The organism is Streptomyces sp. NPDC006610, from assembly GCF_040611575.1.
Taxonomy (GTDB): domain Bacteria; phylum Actinomycetota; class Actinomycetes; order Streptomycetales; family Streptomycetaceae; genus Streptomyces.
This window is the reverse complement of sequence record NZ_JBEXOP010000059.1, coordinates 1-14,916: the sequence shown is the minus strand read 5'-3', so window position 1 is coordinate 14,916 and position 14,916 is coordinate 1. Positions and strand designations below refer to the sequence as shown.

General features: G+C 74.2%; 14 protein-coding genes and 1 pseudogene. 9 read left to right on the top strand and 6 right to left on the bottom strand.

Going from position 1 to position 14,916, the window contains the following annotated elements; genetic code table 11:
* The first annotated feature begins 29 nt into the window (after positions 1-29).
* Both ABZY13_RS31475 and ABZY13_RS31470 read left to right on the top strand, forming a co-directional pair.
* Positions 30-410 (top strand): helix-turn-helix transcriptional regulator, encoded by a 381-nt coding sequence (locus ABZY13_RS31475; protein ID WP_356636831.1) that lies wholly within the window; start codon positions 30-32, stop codon positions 408-410.
* A 391-nt stretch (positions 411-801) separates the two neighbouring features.
* On the top strand, positions 802-1,065 hold the full coding sequence (locus ABZY13_RS31470; RefSeq protein WP_356636829.1) for a hypothetical protein: 264 nt from the start codon (positions 802-804) through the stop codon (positions 1,063-1,065).
* Between the two features lie 11 nt (positions 1,066-1,076).
* Here the strand turns inward: ABZY13_RS31470 and ABZY13_RS31465 are convergent, their stop codons facing one another.
* Both ABZY13_RS31465 and ABZY13_RS31460 read right to left on the bottom strand, forming a co-directional pair.
* Entirely contained in the window at positions 1,077-1,883 is an 807-nt protein-coding gene (locus tag ABZY13_RS31465; protein ID WP_356636827.1) for a DNA-formamidopyrimidine glycosylase family protein, read from the bottom strand.
* A gap of 28 nt (positions 1,884-1,911) precedes the next feature.
* Positions 1,912-6,882, bottom strand: a complete 4,971-nt coding sequence (locus tag ABZY13_RS31460; RefSeq protein ID WP_356636825.1) for an ATP-dependent helicase — start codon at positions 6,880-6,882, stop codon at positions 1,912-1,914.
* A 120-nt stretch (positions 6,883-7,002) separates the two neighbouring features.
* Here ABZY13_RS31460 and ABZY13_RS31455 point away from each other — a divergent pair.
* The 3 genes and pseudogenes from ABZY13_RS31455 to ABZY13_RS31445 form a co-directional block, all read left to right on the top strand.
* Positions 7,003-7,839, top strand: a pseudogene (locus ABZY13_RS31455) (AraC family transcriptional regulator); the annotation flags it as partial.
* A 29-nt stretch (positions 7,840-7,868) separates the two neighbouring features.
* Positions 7,869-8,597: an AzlC family ABC transporter permease gene (locus ABZY13_RS31450; protein WP_356636823.1), complete on the top strand. Its 729-nt coding sequence runs from the start codon at positions 7,869-7,871 to the stop codon at positions 8,595-8,597.
* On the top strand, positions 8,594-8,902 hold the full coding sequence (locus ABZY13_RS31445; protein WP_356636821.1) for an AzlD domain-containing protein: 309 nt from the start codon (positions 8,594-8,596) through the stop codon (positions 8,900-8,902). Before ABZY13_RS31450 ends, ABZY13_RS31445 begins: the two co-directional genes overlap by 4 nt.
* Before the next feature lie 12 nt (positions 8,903-8,914).
* Here the strand turns inward: ABZY13_RS31445 and ABZY13_RS31440 are convergent, their stop codons facing one another.
* Positions 8,915-9,859: a hypothetical protein gene (locus ABZY13_RS31440; protein WP_356636819.1), complete on the bottom strand. Its 945-nt coding sequence runs from the start codon at positions 9,857-9,859 to the stop codon at positions 8,915-8,917.
* An 82-nt stretch (positions 9,860-9,941) separates the two neighbouring features.
* Between ABZY13_RS31440 and ABZY13_RS31435 the strand changes: the two genes are divergently transcribed.
* The 4 genes from ABZY13_RS31435 (at position 9,942) to recX (ending at position 13,632) form a co-directional block, all read left to right on the top strand.
* Complete coding sequence (locus tag ABZY13_RS31435; RefSeq protein ID WP_356636817.1) at positions 9,942-10,136, top strand: DUF3046 domain-containing protein; 195 nt, start codon at positions 9,942-9,944, stop codon at positions 10,134-10,136.
* Between the two features lie 60 nt (positions 10,137-10,196).
* The gene (locus ABZY13_RS31430; RefSeq protein ID WP_356636815.1) at positions 10,197-11,495 is read left to right on the top strand and encodes an AI-2E family transporter; all 1,299 of its coding nucleotides are present in this window, start codon (positions 10,197-10,199) and stop codon (positions 11,493-11,495) included.
* Between the two features lie 226 nt (positions 11,496-11,721).
* The gene (gene recA / locus ABZY13_RS31425) at positions 11,722-12,849 is read left to right on the top strand and encodes a recombinase RecA (RefSeq protein WP_356636813.1); all 1,128 of its coding nucleotides are present in this window, start codon (positions 11,722-11,724) and stop codon (positions 12,847-12,849) included.
* 3 nt (positions 12,850-12,852) lie between these two features.
* Complete coding sequence (recX, locus tag ABZY13_RS31420) at positions 12,853-13,632, top strand: recombination regulator RecX (RefSeq protein WP_356636811.1); 780 nt, start codon at positions 12,853-12,855, stop codon at positions 13,630-13,632.
* 19 nt (positions 13,633-13,651) lie between these two features.
* Here recX and ABZY13_RS31415 read toward each other — a convergent pair whose 3' ends face one another.
* From ABZY13_RS31415 to ABZY13_RS31405, 3 genes are all read right to left on the bottom strand, one after another.
* Positions 13,652-14,071 carry a rhodanese-like domain-containing protein gene (locus ABZY13_RS31415; RefSeq protein ID WP_356636809.1) on the bottom strand — a complete coding sequence of 140 codons (420 nt, stop codon included), beginning with the start codon at positions 14,069-14,071 and terminating at the stop codon, positions 13,652-13,654.
* Positions 14,068-14,658 (bottom strand): cysteine dioxygenase, encoded by a 591-nt coding sequence (locus ABZY13_RS31410; RefSeq protein WP_356636807.1) that lies wholly within the window; start codon positions 14,656-14,658, stop codon positions 14,068-14,070. Before ABZY13_RS31410 ends, ABZY13_RS31415 begins: the two co-directional genes overlap by 4 nt.
* 85 nt (positions 14,659-14,743) lie before the next feature.
* Positions 14,744-14,815 carry a putative leader peptide gene (locus ABZY13_RS31405; protein WP_356636849.1) on the bottom strand — a complete coding sequence of 24 codons (72 nt, stop codon included), beginning with the start codon at positions 14,813-14,815 and terminating at the stop codon, positions 14,744-14,746.
* Between the last annotated feature and the right edge of the window lie 101 nt (positions 14,816-14,916).

Below are 14,916 nucleotides of genomic sequence, written 5' to 3'. Positions count from 1 at the left end.
GGCTACGCGGTCCGAGGAGGGAGCCACCGATGATTCTGCTCCGTCGCCTGCTGGGTGACGTGCTGCGTCGGCAGCGCCAGCGCCAGGGCCGTACTCTGCGCGAAGTCTCCTCGTCCGCCCGAGTCTCACTCGGCTATCTCTCCGAGGTGGAGCGGGGGCAGAAGGAGGCTTCCTCCGAGCTGCTCGCCGCCATCTGCGACGCGCTGGACGTACGGATGTCCGAGCTCATGCGGGAAGTGAGCGACGAACTCGCCCTCGCGGAGCTGGCCCAGTCCGCAGCGGCCACCCCCAGTCAGCCCGTGCCCACGTCGGTTCGACCGATGCTGGGTTCCGTGTCGGTGACCGGTGTGCCACCGGAGCGGGTGACCATCAAGGCGCCCGCCGAGGCGGTGGACGTGGTTGCCGCGTGAGCTGACGCTCACGCCGGGAGAACGCCGAGAGCACAGTGTCAGGCCCCGGCCGGGGCTTCTCCGGGGAGATCCGGAGAGGTGCGGTCGGGGTTTTTGCGTGCCCGGGGCGGCGAGGGCCGGCGTGTTTGCCCGTTCGGGGACGGCGTGGGTCGGGGTGTTTGACTGTCTGGGGTGACGAGGGCGGGGGTGCTTGCCCGTTCTGGGGTGGCGAGGGCCGGGGCGTTTGACTGTCTGGGGTGGCGAGGGCCGGGGTGCTTGCCGGTCCGGCGTCGTCACAGGCCGGTCCGTTTGCCGGTCAGGGGCGGGACCGTCATCGTGGGGGGACCAGGTGAGCGGCGTGCCCTGTGCCGGTGGTGCGCCCTGCCGGCGTCGAGCGGGAGGTGACCGGGCCATGGCGGGGCGGATAGCGCGCTGGGGGGCCGGTCTGGGGCTCGGCGCGGTGTGGTGGTGGGCCGTGCTGAGACTCGCGGTGGCGCCGGACGCGGGGGTGCTGGAGGGGGCGGTCGCGGCCGGGGGATGGGGGCTGAGCCTGCTGCCGGTGCACTGCGTGGCCAAGGCGCGGGCGGTGGGGGCCGTCGGGGCGGGGCGGTGGCGGGAGGCGTGGCGGGGTGCGGTGGGCGGGGAGCGTGAGGTGGGGGGCGGGTCCGGCGGGTGAGGCGCCCGCCGTCAGGTGGGCCGTGTCGGGGCCGGGCCGGTCTGACAGGCCGGGCACCAGTAGGTGGGGCGGTCGCGCGAGCCGTCGCTCTGGTCCGCCAGGCGGATGCGAGTGCCGCAGCGCAGGCACGGGCGGGGCGCGCGGCCGTACACGAACAGATCCTGGCCCCGGCGGCCCGTGGTGCTGCGGACCCGGCGCTCCCGGTTGGCCTCCAGGAGCCTCTTGGCCAGGTCCGGGAGCTTGGCGGCGCGGTCGGCGGGGAGGTCGCCGACCGGCAGCCACGGCGTGGCGCCTAGCAGGAAGCACAGCTCGCACTTGAACACGTTTCCGATGCCGGCGAGGTTGCGCTGGTCCAGCAGGGCCTCGCCGAGCGGGCGGGCGGGGTCGGCGAGCAGGTTGGCGAGGGCCCGGTCGGGGTCCCAGTCGGGGCCCAGGAGGTCGGGGCCGAGGTGCCCCACGGCGCGGTCCTCGTCGGCGGTGCGCAGGAGCTCCAGGACGGGGAGGCGGTAGCCGACGGCGGTGCGGTCGGGGGTGCCGAGGATCGCGCGGATCTGGTGCGCCGGGCCGCCGGTCCAGCGCCGGCCGGCGGCGTACACCTGCCAGGCGCCGTCCATCCGCAGATGCGAGTGCAGGGTCAGACCGCCCTCGACGCGGGTGAGGAGATGCTTGCCGCGGGGGGTGACGTCGAGCACGGCGCGGCCGGTGAGGTCGGCCGTGGCGTACTTCGGCACCCGGAGGTCGGAGCGGGTCAGCACCTGGCCCGCGAGGGCCGCGTGCAGCCGTTTCGCGGTCTGCCAGACCGTGTCTCCTTCGGGCATGGGTTCAGGGTGGCACGAGCGCGCGGGATCATGCCCGCAGCCTCAGACCTCTCGGGGTCGCGACGAAGCCCGCCGTCTCCAGGAGGACGCCCACGGGGGAGGTCAGGGCCGGGGAGCCGTTGACGCGCTCCACCGTGACCGTGCCGAGCGAGCCCGCGCGGGCGGCCTCCGCCAGGGCCTCGGCCGCGGCGCGCAGGCGCGGGTCGTCGGCGGCCGGGGCGTCGGGCTCGGACGGCCAGGCCAGCAGGGTCTTGCCGCCGCGTTCCATGTACAGGGCCGGTTCGCCGTCGACCAGGACGACGAGGGCGCCCGCCTTGCGGCCCGGCTTGTGCCCGGCGTCGGTCGGGGGATCGGGCCAGGGCAGGGCGGCGCCGTAGGCGTTGGCGGGGTCGGCGGCGGCCAGGACGACGGCACGGGAGGCGGGCGCGGAACGTCCACCGTGGCGGTTGCCGGAGAAAGGGCCCGGGCCCGGGGTGTACGGGGCTCGGTTGCCGCCGCTGTGCCCGGCCGGGGCGGGCCGGGCGGCGGCCGTGCCCGGCGCGGGGTGGTCCCGCGGGGAGACGTACTCGCCCGGCGCGGGGTGGTGCAGGGACGGGTCGCCGTCGGGGAGGTCGAACGCGGTGTCGGACTCGTAGGCGTGGCCGTGGTCGTCGAAGGGGCCGAGGGCGTCGGAGGGGCCGAAGAAGCCGTCGGCGGCGGAGAAACCGGGGCCTGCTCCCTGCGCAGCGGCGGACGCCGGGCCGGGGAGGTTCTCGCCGCGCTCGCGGGCGTTGGCCACGGCGCGCAGGCGGTCCACGGCGCCGTCCATCGCGAACTGCGCGGCGCCGAGCCCTTCCACCACGTAGCCCCGCCGGGCCTGACCGCTCTCCTCGAACACCGACAGGACCCGGTACGTCGCCGAGAAGCCGCCCTCGACGCCCTCTGCCTGGACCGCGCCGCGCGTGACCACGCCGTGTCGGTCGAGGAGGGTACGGGCGAGGGCGTGGGCCCGCACGGTGGGATCCGCCTCGTGGGCCGGGAGCAGGGACCAGCGGCCGGCGACCGTCGGCGGGCCGCCGCGGGAGGCGGGGCGGGCGGCGGCGGTGAGCGCGCCGTAGCGCCCGCGCGGGACGGTGCGCTTGGCGCGGTGGGCCGTGGAGCCGGCGGTGCGGCCGGAGCCGAGCAGGGAGCGCAGCGGGGCCAGCGTGTCGTTCGTCAGCCGCCCGGACCAGGCCAGGTCCCAGATCGCGTCGGCGAGCTGGGGATCGGTGACGTCGGGGTGGGTGGTGGCGCGGACCTGGTCGGCGATCTGGCGGAAGAACAGGCCGTAGCCGCCGGAGAGGGCGTCGAGGACGGACTGGTGGAGGGCGGTCGGCTCCAGCGGGTGCGGGGACGGCAGGAGCAGGGGGGCCGCGTCGGCCAGGTACAGGGAGATCCAGCCGTCCTTGCCGGGGAGCGCGCCCGCCCCCGCCCACACCACCTCGCCGGCGGCGGTCAGCTCGTCCAGCATCGCGGGGGTGTAGCCCGCTACGCGGGAGGGCAGGACGAGCTTTTCGAGGGCCGAGGCGGGCACGGAGGCGCCCTGGAGCTGTTCGATCGCGCGCACCAGGCCGTCGACGCCGCGCAGGGCGTGGCCCTTGCCGATGTGCTGCCACTGCGGGAGGAACTGGGCGAGCGCGGCCGGCGGCACCGGCTCCAGCTCGTGTCGCAGGGCCGCCAGGGAGCGACGGCGCAGTCGGCGCAGCACGGTCGCGTCGCACCACTCCTGGCCGATGCCGGCGGGGTGGAACTCGCCCTGGACGACCCGCCCGCTCGCTCTCAGCCGCTGCAGGGCGCCCTCGGTGACGGCCACGCCGAGGCCGAAGCGGTCCGCGGCCGTGACCGAGGTGAACGGGCCGTGGGTGCGGGCGTAGCGCGCCAGGAGGTCGCCCAGTGGGTCCTTCACCGGTTCGGTGAAGGCCTCGGGCACGCCGACCGGCAGGGCCGTGCCGAGCGCGTCGCGCAGGCGGCCGGCGTCCTCGATCGCCGCCCAGTGACCGGTGCCGCCGATGCGGACGCGGATCGCGCGGCGGGCGACCGCCAGCTCCCGCGCCCATCCGGGTTCGGCGCCCCGCTCGGCCAGCTCCGCGTCGGTGAGCGGGCCGAGCAGGCGCAGCAGGTCGGCGACGCCCTCGACGTCCTTGACGCGCCGGTCCTCGGTCAGCCACTGCAGTTCGCGCTCCAGCTCGGTCAGCACTTCCGCGTCGAGCAGTTCGCGCAGCTCGGCCTGGCCGAGCAGCTCGGCGAGCAGCCGGGAGTCCAGCGACAGGGCGGCGGCGCGGCGCTCGGCGAGCGGGGAGTCCCCCTCGTAAAGGAACTGGGCGACGTAACCGAACAGGAGGGAGCGCGCGAAGGGGGAGGGCTCGGGGGTGGTGACCTCGACGAGGCGGACCCGGCGGGACTCCAGGTCGCCCATCAGCTCGACGAGCCCGGGGACGTCGAAGACGTCCTGGAGGCATTCGCGGACCGCCTCGAGGACGATCGGGAAGGAACCGAACTCCCCGGCCACCTGGAGGAGCTGACTGGCCCGCTGGCGCTGCTGCCACAGGGGGGTGCGCTTGCCGGGGTTGCGGCGCGGCAGCAGCAGCGCGCGGGCGGCGCACTCCCGGAAGCGGGCGGCGAACAGGGCGGAGCCGCCGACCTGGTCGGTGACGATTCCGTCGATCTCGCCCTTGTCGAAGACCACGTCGGCCGCGCCGACGGGAGCCTGTTCGGCGTCGTACTCCGTGCCGGCCTTCATCGGCTCCTGGTCCAGCAGGTCCAGGCTCAGCAGGTCCGCGTCGGGCAGGCGCAGCACGATGCCGTCGTCGGCGTGCATGACCTGGGCGTCCATGCCGTAGCGCTCGGACAGCTTGGCGCCGAGGGCGAGCGCCCACGGGGCGTGGACCTGGGCGCCGAAGGGGGAGTGCACGACGACCCGCCAGTCGCCCAGCTCGTCGCGGAACCGCTCCACGACGATGGTGCGGTCGTCGGGGACGTGGCCGCAGGCCTCGCGCTGCTCGTCCAGGTAGGACAGGACGTTGTCCGCGGCCCAGGCGTCCAGTCCCGCGGCGAGCAGGCGCAGCCGGGCGTCCTCCTTGGACAGCGAGCCGACCTCGCGCAGGAACGCGCCCAGCGCGCGGCCCAGCTCCAGCGGGCGGCCCAGCTGGTCGCCCTTCCAGAAGGGCAGCCTGCCGGGCACGCCGGGCGCGGGGGAGACCAGGACACGGTCGCGGGTGATGTCCTCGATGCGCCAGGAGCTGGTGCCGAGCGTGAAGACGTCGCCCACGCGCGACTCGTACACCATCTCCTCGTCCAGCTCGCCGACCCGGCCGCCGCCCTTCTTGGGGTCGGCGCCGGCGAGGAAGACCCCGAACAGGCCCCGGTCGGGGATCGTGCCCCCGGACGTCACCGCGAGGCGCTGGGCGCCGGGACGCCCGGTGACCGTGCCGGCGACCCGGTCCCACACCACGCGCGGGCGCAGCTCCGCGAAGGCGTCGGACGGGTAGCGGCCGGCGAGCATGTCGAGGACCGCGGTGAACGCGGACTCCGGGAGCGAGGCGAAGGGAGCGGCGCGGCGGACCAGGGCCAGCAGGTCGTCCACCTGCCAGGTGTCCATCGCCGTCATGGCGACGAGCTGCTGGGCGAGGACGTCGAGGGGGTTGGCGGGGACCTTCAGGGACTCGATGGCGCCGGTGCGCATCCGCTCGGTGACCACGGCCGCCTGGACCAGGTCGCCGCGGTACTTCGGGAAGACCACGCCGGTGGAGACGGCGCCGACCTGGTGCCCCGCGCGGCCGACGCGCTGGAGCCCGGAGGCGACGGAGGGCGGCGACTCCACCTGGACGACGAGGTCGACGGCGCCCATGTCGATGCCCAGCTCCAGGCTGGAGGTGGCGACCACCGCGGGCAGCCGGCCCGCCTTGAGGTCCTCCTCCACCAGGGCGCGCTGCTCCTTGGAGACCGAGCCGTGGTGGGCGCGCGCGAGCAGGGGCGGGGCGCCCTGGGCGGAGCCGGAGCCGCCCATCAGGTCGGCCGGGGAGTGGTGCTCGTCCAGGGGTTCGCCGGTGGCGCGCTCGTAGGCGATCTCGTTGAGCCGGTTGCACAGGCGCTCCGCCAGCCGGCGGGAGTTGGCGAAGACGATGGTGGAGCGGTGGGACTGGACCAGGTCGGCGATGCGCTCCTCGACATGCGGCCAGATGGAGGGGCGCTCCGCGCCTTCGTTGCCGTCGGCGACCGGGGAGCCGCCCAGTTCGCCGAGGTCCTCCACCGGGACCACGACGGAGAGGTCGAACTCCTTGCCCGACTTCGGCTGGACGATCTCCACCTTGCCGCGCGGGGACAGGAAACGGGCGACCTCGTCGACCGGGCGGACGGTGGCGGACAGGCCGATGCGGCGGGCCGGTCCGGGCAGCAGCTCGTCCAGGCGCTCGAGGGAGAGGGCGAGGTGCGCGCCGCGCTTGGTGCCGGCGACCGCGTGCACCTCGTCCAGGATCACCGTCTCGATGCCGGTCAGCGCGTCCCGCGCGGCCGACGTCAGCATCAGGAACAGGGACTCGGGCGTGGTGATCAGGATGTCCGGCGGGCGGGTGGCCAGGGCGCGGCGCTCGGCGGGCGGGGTGTCGCCGGAGCGGATGCCGACCCTGACCTCCGGCTCGGGCAGGCCCAGGCGGACGGATTCCTGGCGGATGCCGGTCAGCGGGCTGCGCAGGTTGCGCTCCACGTCGACCGCCAGCGCCTTGAGGGGGGAGACGTAGAGAACGCGGCAGCGCTTCCCGGGGTCGGCCGGGGGCGGGGTGGAGGCGAGCCGGTCGAGGGCGGCGAGGAAGGCGGCCAGGGTCTTGCCGGATCCGGTGGGGGCGACCACGAGCACGTCCGAGCCCTCGCGGATGGCCTGCCACGCGCCGGCCTGGGCCGCGGTGGGCGCGGAGAACGCCCCCGTGAACCAGCCGCGGGTCGCGGGGGAGAAGCCGTCGAGGGCCCGGTGAGCGGAGCGTGCCATGGATCCATCCTGCACCCGGCCACTGACATTCGCGCTGACCTGGGCAAACGCCGCTTGCCGGGGTGCGGGGCGGGAAGGGGCGGCACGCCGGTCGCGGCGGGCATGGCGGAGAATGGGGGCATGGCGGTTTCGGCGGGGGAGCGGGCGCGGCACTGGCAGTACGCGGAGCTGCCCGGTGTCGATCTGCTGCGGGCGCGGTACATCCGCAAGACGTTCGTCCGGCACACGCACGAGAACTTCGTCATCGCCGCCGTCTCCGACGGGGTCGAGGTGTTCCACCACGGCGGCAGCGACCAGTACGTGGGCGCCGGGGCGCTCGCCCTGGTCAACCCCGACACCCCGCACACCGGACGGGCGGGGGTCCCCGAGGGGTGGCGGTACGGGGCGGTGTACCCGTCGCCCGACCTGGTCGCCGAGATAGCCGCCGAGACCACCGCCCTGCGCGGCACGCCCGGTTTCGTCAGTCCCGTGCTCGACGACCCCTACGCGGCCGGGCTGGTGCACCGGGTGCTGCGCGCCGCCGACGAGGGCAACGCGCTCGCCGCCGACACCCTGCTGCGGGTCGCGGTGACCCGCCTGCTGCGCCTGAACGGCGGGCCGCTGCCGCGCCGGGAGGTGCGCACCGCCGGGGCGCGGGTCGCCGTACGCGCGCGTGCCGTGCTGGAGGAGCGGCTGGCAGCGCCGCCCACTCTGGAGCAGCTCGCGGCCGACCTCGGCGTGAGCCCGTTCGCCCTGCTGCGGGCCTTCCGCGACGCCTACGGGATGCCGCCGCACGCCTGGCTGACCGACGCCCGGGTCCGGCGCGCGCGGCGTCTGCTCGACGCCGGCACGAGCATCGCGGACGCGGCCGCCGCCGTCGGCTTCGCCGACCAGCCGCATCTGAACCGGCACTTCAGCCGGATCGTCGGGGTGCCGCCGGGCGCCTATCGGCGCGAGCGCAAGAACGTACAAGACGCCGCGCGCCGGATGCTCGTATCGTCCGGCGGGTGGCAGAACAGACAGCACTCGCAGACATAGGAAACGACGGCGGAGCCAAGCCCGACGCCGCCGTCGTACGGGACGCGCTCGGGGTCGGCATCGCGGTCGGGCTGTCCGGGTTCGCCTTCGGGGTGACCGCGGCCGGCGGCGGGCTCACGGTGCTGCAGACCTGCGCGCTGAGCCTGCTGGTGTTCACCGGCGCGTCCCAGTTCGCACTGGTCGGGGCGCTCGCCGCCGGCGGCAACCCGCTCACGGCCGCCGCGGGGGCGTTCTTCCTCGGGGTGCGCAACGCCTTCTACGGCCTGCGGCTGTCGCAGTTGCTGGCCCTCCCGCGCGCGGTGCGTCCCTTCGCCGCCCAGTGGGTGATCGACGAGACCACGGCGGTGTCGCTCGCGCAGCCCACGCGCCGCGCCGCCCGGCTCGGGTTCGCGGTGACCGGGCTCTCCCTGTACGTGCTGTGGAACCTGACCACGCTGCTCGGGGCGCTGGGCGCCGAGGCCCTCGGCGACACCGACGCGTGGGGGCTGGACGCGGCCGGGCCCGCGGTCTTCCTCGCGCTGCTCGCGCCGATGCTCAGGACCGCGGCCGAGCGGGCCGTCGCCGGGATCGCCGTGGTCCTCGGCCTGGGGCTGCTGCCGGTGCTGCCCGCGGGCGTGCCGGTGCTGATCTCGGCGCTCGCGGCGCCGGCCGTGCTGTTCGTCCAGGGACGCCGCCGCGGGCGGGAGGAAGGGCTGTGAACGTCTGGCTCGCGATCGGTGCGACCGCCGTCGGCTGTTACGCCGTCAAGCTCGCCGGGCTGCTGGTCCCGGCCGGCGTGCTCGAACGACCCCTGGTCAAACGGCTGGCCGCCCTCGTGCCCGTCGCCCTGCTGGCCGCGCTGACGGCACAGCAGACCTTCGCCGACGGCCGGGAGCTGGTGCTGGACGCGCGGCTCGCGGGCGTCGCGGCGGCCGCCGTGGCGCTGCTCCTGCGGGCGCCGTTCCTGCTCGTGGTCGGGGCGGCCGTGGTGGTCACGGCGGGCGTGCGGGCGCTGGGCGGCTGAACCGCCGGGGTGTCAGCCGAAGGCCCGGCCGTGCGCCCGCAGGGTGTGCAGCGCCTCGATGGTCACCATGGGGCGTGCCTCCAGGGCCGGAGCGGGCGCCCACTGCCGCCACCGGATCGGCCAGCCTCCGTCCTCCTGCTGCTGACCGGCCAGGAAGTCCAGGGAACGCGCCATCTCCGCGTCGGTGAACCAAGCGCGCGCGAGGGAGTGCGGCGTCCGCGCGTAGTCGTACGGGAAGTGGTGCTCGCCCGGGGCGTAGCCGGGGGACACCGGATGGGACCCGGCGTCCTCCGGGTCCAGGACGGCGAGACGCTGCTCGCGCACCAGGCGGCCCAGGCGTTCGGCGGCGGCCTCCGCGCGCGGACGGTCGGGAGCGGAGTCCAGGAAGGTCACGGCCGCCTCGACCTCGTAGGGGTGGGTCGTCTCCAGCGACTCGACCGCCCGCCAGCAGAAGTCGGTCGCCCGGAACAGCCAGGCGTGCCAGACCTCGTTGCGGTGCAGCAGGCCGACGACCGGGCCGGTGGCGAGCAGATCGCCGGGCGGGTCGTCGGCGACCGTCACGAACGGGGCCGCGGGGTAGCCCCGTTGGGAGGGATGGACCGCGGGCAGGGCGCCGTCCGTGGTGGACACCGAGGTCAGATAGCGGCACACGCGTTCCACCCGCTGCCCGCCGCAGCGCCCGATGGAGTCCAGGACGCGCAGCGCGTGCGCGGTGTGCAGCGGCTGGCTGACCGGGCCGCGCAGATCGGGCTCCAGGGCGTGGCCGTATCCGCCGTCCTGGTTCAGATAGGCGTCCAGCGCCGTCTCCACCGGGTCTGCGTCGCCGTGCAGGAAGTGATGGGCGAACAGGCGCTGCTCCAGTACGCGCGCGGTGAGCCAGACGAACTGCTCGGCGCGGAACAGCGGTGAGCGCGCCGAGGGCGTCGGGGAGAGGGGGGAAGCTCCGGTTGCGGCCATGCGTCAGACCGTAGGACGCCGGGAGCGGTCCGGGCGAGAGGTCCCCCGCCGGACCCACTCTCCGGAGCGGGATACTGAAGGCATGAGGTTGACGGTCTTCTGGGAGCGGATGACGGAGCACTTCGGCGCGGGGTACGCCGAGACCTTCGCGCGCGATCATGTGATGTCGGAGCTCGGCGGCCGCACCGTCGACGAGGCGCTGGACGCCGGCTGGGAGGCCAAGGACGTGTGGCGGGTGGTCTGCTCCGTCATGAACGTTCCGCAGGAGCGTCGCTGACCCGTCACGAAGACCGCCCCGCCGGGGCCCGTTGTCGGCGGCGTGGGCGAGACTGGCACCGTGGCACGCACAGATGAGACCGGGCAGACGGCCCGGCAGGCAGTTCCGCCCGGTACGACGCCGCCCGCCCCGCCCCCTGCGGGCCGCGGCGCGGCGCCGGGCGACCGCATGCCGCGCTGGCTGCCGAAGGCCATGGTGCTCGCCCTCGCCCTCGTGGCCGCGTTCCAGCTGGGCAGCTGGGCCTTCCACCAGATGACCGGGCTGCTGATCAACGTCCTGATCGCGTTCTTCCTCGCCCTGGCCATCGAGCCGGCGGTGAGCTGGATGGCCTCGCGCGGGATGCGCCGGGGGCTGGCCACGGGGCTCGTCTTCCTCGCCGTGATGATCGTGGCGGCGGGGTTCGTCACGCTGCTCGGCTCGATGCTCGCCGGGCAGATCATCACCATGATCGAGGGGCTCCCCGACTACCTCGACTCCGTGATCAACTGGGTCAACACGCACTTCCACACCGACCTGAAGCGCGTCGACATCCAGGAAGGGCTGCTGCGCTCCGACTGGCTGCGCGGCTATGTGCAGAACAGCGCCACCGGTGTGCTGGACGTCTCGGCCCAGGTCCTCGGCGGACTGTTCCAGCTGCTGACGATCACGCTGTTCTCGTTCTACTTCGCCGCCGACGGGCCCCGGCTGCGCCGTGCCCTGTGCTCCGTGCTGCCGCCGGCCCGGCAGGCCGAGGTGCTGCGGGCCTGGGAGATCGCGGTCGACAAGACCGGCGGCTACATCTACTCGCGCGGCCTGATGGCCCTCGTCTCGGGCGCGGCGCACTACATACTGCTGGAGATCCTGGGCGTGCCGTATGCGCCCGTGCTGGCGGTGTGGGTGGGGCTCGTCTCCCAGTTCATCCCCACCATCGGCACCTATCTCGCGGGCGCGCTGCCCATGCTGATCGCGTTCACGGTCGATCCCCTCTACGCGCTGTGGGTGCTGATCTTCGTCGTCATCTACCAGCAGTTCGAGAACTACGTGCTGCAGCCCAAGCTGACCTCGAAGACCGTCGACATCCATCCCGCCGTCGCCTTCGGCTCGGTCATCGCGGGCACCGCCCTGCTCGGCGCGGTCGGCGCGCTGATCGCCATCCCGGCCGTCGCCACGCTTCAGGCGTTCCTCGGGGCGTACGTGAAGCGGTACGACGTCACCGACGACCCGCGGGTCCACGGCCACCGGCGCCGGGCGGTCGGGCCGGGGCTGTTCGCACGCGCCCGGCATCTGTGGGGCGGCCGGGCGGGTCCGCAGGGGAGAGGGCCGCAGGCGCGGGGACCGGAGGACGGGCAGCCGGGGGAGAGGGACGAGCCCTCGTCCTGACGTGCCCGCGTAGTCTCGGAGGTGCCGCGTGGTGCGCTTGACACAAAAATCGAACATCCATTCTCATGGAGGCTCCGGCGTGGCCTACGACGGGGTTTTCCACAGCGTTTGATGGTGAAGTGCCCGAGTTATCCACAGGCCGGACCGGCGTCGGGGCGCATTGTCAGTGGCAGGCGTTAGCGTCTTTGACGTGAAGCGATCGACTCAAGCAAACCGGGTGGAACCCATGGCAGGTACCGACCGCGAGAAGGCGCTCGACGCCGCGCTCGCACAGATTGAACGACAATTCGGCAAGGGCGCGGTCATGCGCATGGGCGACCGGACCAACGAGCCCATCGAGGTCATCCCCACCGGGTCGACCGCGCTGGACGTGGCCCTCGGCGTGGGCGGCCTGCCGCGTGGCCGTGTCGTGGAGATCTACGGACCGGAGTCCTCCGGTAAGACGACCCTGACCCTGCACGCGGTGGCGAACGCCCAGAAGGCCGGCGGACAGGTCGCCTTCGTGGACGCCGAGCACGCCCTCGACCCCGAGTACGCCAAGAAGCTCGGCGTCGACATCGACAACCTGATCCTGTCCCAGCCGGACAACGGCGAGCAGGCCCTGGAGATCGTGGACATGCTGGTCCGCTCCGGCGCCCTCGACCTCATCGTCATCGACTCCGTCGCCGCCCTCGTGCCGCGCGCGGAGATCGAGGGCGAGATGGGCGACAGCCACGTGGGTCTGCAGGCCCGTCTGATGAGCCAGGCCCTGCGGAAGATCACCAGCGCGCTCAACCAGTCCAAGACCACCGCCATCTTCATCAACCAGCTCCGCGAGAAGATCGGCGTGATGTTCGGCTCGCCGGAGACCACGACCGGTGGCCGCGCGCTGAAGTTCTACGCCTCGGTGCGCATCGACATCCGCCGCATCGAGACCCTGAAGGACGGCACGGAGGCGGTCGGCAACCGCACCCGCTGCAAGGTCGTCAAGAACAAGGTCGCACCGCCCTTCAAGCAGGCCGAGTTCGACATCCTGTACGGCCACGGGATCAGCCGCGAGGGCGGCCTGATCGACATGGGCGTGGAGCACGGCTTCGTCCGCAAGGCCGGCGCCTGGTACACGTACGAGGGCGACCAGCTCGGCCAGGGCAAGGAGAACGCGCGCAACTTCCTCAAGGACAACCCCGACCTGGCCAACGAGATCGAGAAGAAGATCAAGGAGAAGCTGGGCGTCGGAGTGCGGCCGCAGGAGCCGGCCGCCGAGCCGGGTCCGGACGCCACGGTCGCCACCGCCGCGGACGACACCGCCAAGGCGGTGCCCGCTCCGGCTGCGGCGAAGACGGCCAGGACCAAGGCCGCGGTCGCCAAGAGCTGATCCGTGACACGGCGAACCGACTGGGCCGAGTACGCGTACCCCGGCACCCCACGGGAGCCGGGCCCGGGGGGCGTGTGCACGGGGGGCTTCGGCGGGAACCCGGATCACGATCAGGATCCGGATCGGGGCGGGCACGACCGGACGGACACGAGCCCGTACGCCGGTGACGACCGCCCACGGGGTGGACGTGGGCGGCGCCGGCGCGGCTTCGGAGAACCGTCCGCACAGGACGGGGGCGCCTCCTCCTCGTCGAGGGCCGAGAAGGGGGAGTCCCCGGGGGACCCGGTGGAGCGGGCACGGGCGATCTGCCTGCGCCTGCTCACCGGGACCCCGCGCACCCGCAAACAGCTCGCAGACGCCCTGCGCAAGCGGGAGATCCCGGACGACGTGGCCGAGCAGGTGCTGTCGCGGTTCGAGGAGGTCGGCCTGATCAACGACAGCGCGTTCGCGGACGCGTGGGTGGAGTCCCGGCATCACGGCCGAGGGCTGGCGCGGCGGGCGCTCGCCCAGGAGCTGCGCACCAAGGGCGTCGACTCCACGCTGATCGACGAGGCCGTCTCCCGGCTCGACTCCGAGCAGGAGGAGGCGACCGCGCGCGAACTGGTCGCCCGCAAGCTGCGCTCCACACGGGGCCTGGACCGCGACAAGCGGCTGCGCCGCCTCGCGGGCATGCTCGCCCGCAAGGGATACCCCGAGGGCCTGGCGCTGAGAGTGGTCCGGCAGGCCCTCGACGCGGAGGGGGAGGAGACGGAGTCCCTGGACGAGGGGTACGACGGGTTCTAGCGACGGGCGGTCCTCCGGATCACCGGCTGCCCGGCGCGGGCGCCACCACCGGCAGCCCTGCCGCCCGCCACGCCTGGAAGCCGCCCACCACATCGGTGGCCCGGTGCAGCCCCAGCCGGTGCAGGGACTCCGCCGCCAGGCTGGAGGCGTACCCCTCGTTGCACAGGACCACGACGCGCAGCCCGTGACCGGTCGCCTCGGGGAGCCGGTGGCTGCCGAGCGGATCGAGCCGCCACTCCAGTTCGTTGCGCTCGACGACGAGGGCCCCCGGGACGAGGCCGTCCCGCTCGCGCAGGGCGGCGTACCGGATGTCGACCAGTACGGCCTCGCCGGCGCGCGCGGCGTCGTACGCCTCCGGCGGCTCGACCCGTCGGTATCCCCGCCGAACCCGCTCCAGCAACTCGTCGATGCCGACCGGGCCTTCGGCCGTGGCGCTCACTGCCAGTCCTCCGGGCGCTCGACCTGCTCCAGCCGCAGCACCTGCCCCGTACGGCTGAAGCGGCGGATGCGGGGCAGCGGCGGGTAGTAGGCGTGCACGGAGATCGCGTGCACGGCGGACTCGTTGAGCACCTCGTGGACGTGGTGACGGCCGAAGGCGCGGCCCTGCCCGGCCGGCAGCCGGCGTTCCCGGTCCACGCCGTCGGTCAGTTCCAGGGTCTTCCAGCCGTCGGTGGGCAGCCGGGCGGCGAGCGAGTACTCCCGCAGCTCGCCGCGCGCGGTGAGGAAGGCGCCCACCGAGTCGGCGTGATCGTGCCAGCCGGTGCCGGAACCGGGAGGCCAGCCGATCAGCCAGGCCTCACTGCCGCCGGGCCCGTCGAGACGCACCCACGTACGGCCCTCGGGGTCCAGCGGGAGGGAGTCGATCAGCGCGGCGTCGGCCGCGGTGCGCCGGACGAACTCCAGGAGGTCGGCCTGAGTCGGGGCCCTGTCGACGGACCCGGTGGACCCGGCGACCCCAGTGGACCCGATGTCGGCGTCGGCGACGGCGGAGGAGGCGGGCGAAGGGGCGTGGGAGGAGACAGACATGTGCACCGTCCTGGTGAGCGTTCGCGAAAGTGCGGCGCACGGCGAGGAGTTCGGCCGGCGCGGGCACGGAGAAAGGGATGCGAGATCAGCAGGGCGGACGACACACGCAGCCCGCATAGCGGACGAGGTCCACGTGGACCCTCCGCCACAGGCGCACATCGGTGTCGATCACGATCGGGAGTACACCACGCGGCCGCGGCCCCCGCCAGGGGCGGGCCCCCGGCCGCCCCCCCGCCGGCCGGGGGCGGCCGGCGCGGC